This is a genomic window from Paenibacillus sp. KS1 (assembly GCF_001680695.1).
Taxonomy (GTDB): Bacteria; Bacillota; Bacilli; order Paenibacillales; family Paenibacillaceae; genus Paenibacillus_B; species Paenibacillus_B suaedae.
In genome coordinates this window covers 1-1164 of record NZ_MAIS01000244.1, presented here as the reverse complement: position 1 = coordinate 1164, position 1164 = coordinate 1, and the positions used below count along the sequence as shown (strand labels likewise).

The 1164-nt window shown below is 32.0% G+C and carries 2 protein-coding genes; both read left to right on the top strand.

All coding sequences use genetic code 11. The features are described 5' to 3' along the window. Positions 1–449, top strand: a 449-nt coding sequence (locus BBG47_RS30255) for a hypothetical protein (RefSeq protein WP_175400669.1), incomplete at its 5' end; no start/stop codon positions are given. A 58-nt stretch (positions 450–507) separates the two neighbouring features. Beyond that, the gene (locus BBG47_RS28095; RefSeq protein ID WP_094183226.1) at positions 508–900 is read left to right on the top strand and encodes a DUF4240 domain-containing protein; all 393 of its coding nucleotides are present in this window, start codon (positions 508–510) and stop codon (positions 898–900) included. Positions 901–1164: the final 264 nt, after the last annotated feature.

Below are 1164 nucleotides of genomic sequence, written 5' to 3'. Positions count from 1 at the left end.
AAGATGGTGAACTGTACTATTCTTATGATAAAGAAAATAAGGGATGGGGCAGTGTTTTTGTAATAAAAGAAGATGGGATGAAACTTTATCTTAGGTTTCTAAATAACGATAATGATGAAATCGTTTTGGAACAAGTATATTGTGTAGTTTTGAAAGAGACTGTGATAGAAAAAGTATTATTCTATTTGAAAGACGTCGACTTGGACGGAGATGAGGAATTGAACGAAGAAACATTTTTGGTGGATGAGTATTTGTATAATAGCAATCAAGCAGTTGATACAATTATTAGAAATGGCTTCTATCATGAAAATAAAAATAGTATACCAACTACAACATTTCGATTTGAGTATGTTGATGAAGGTATATTGATATACTCAAAACAAATGAAACAAAATCAGGTGGATGTCGAACAGTTAAGGTGGAAGATCAAAAAATCCAAAAACAAGTAGAACATTTCCACAGAAATAGTTTCACGCCTTCAACTAAAATCACAAACGAGGTGGCTTTATGAATCATTCTGATATTATTTTACCAACCGAAATTAGTGACATTGTAAGCGATTGGTTTTGGGATATTATTATGAACGCAGATCAGAATACGGATAAATTAAGAGAAATATTGAGAGAAATGGATCAGGAGAATATCGTGAAGTTTCAGGAACAATTTTTAGATGCGGCAAGTGTATTACAAGAAGAGCCATTTTTAGATTACATGGAAGAGTCAGAGGATGGGATTGAAGACGTAAGTTACTTGGTAGTAGGCAGAGGGAAGAAATACTATACAGAGATACTTAATAATCCTGAGAAAATCCCATCAGCAGCTGAAGATTGTGTAATTTTATTCGGTATTGCAGATGAAGTATGTATAGAAAAGTTCGGTGAATCAACAGGGGTATATTAACATTATAGTCTTTGATAAAAGAAATAATCATTAGTTGGATTAAAGGAAATTTGAGAAGCTGCTAGACTTAAATGATGATAAACCTTGATTGAACAGAAGGTGATTAAACATGTTATTGGACGAGCTACAGGAATATTGTGAAATCAGTACTATTAAAGGTATGAAAGATTGGTATTTCTATTCTAACAAAACACCTGCCTTTATTTTTACGCATTATTTAAATTTCTCATTGTTAGAGAGAGCGTAAAATATCTTGTGTAAATA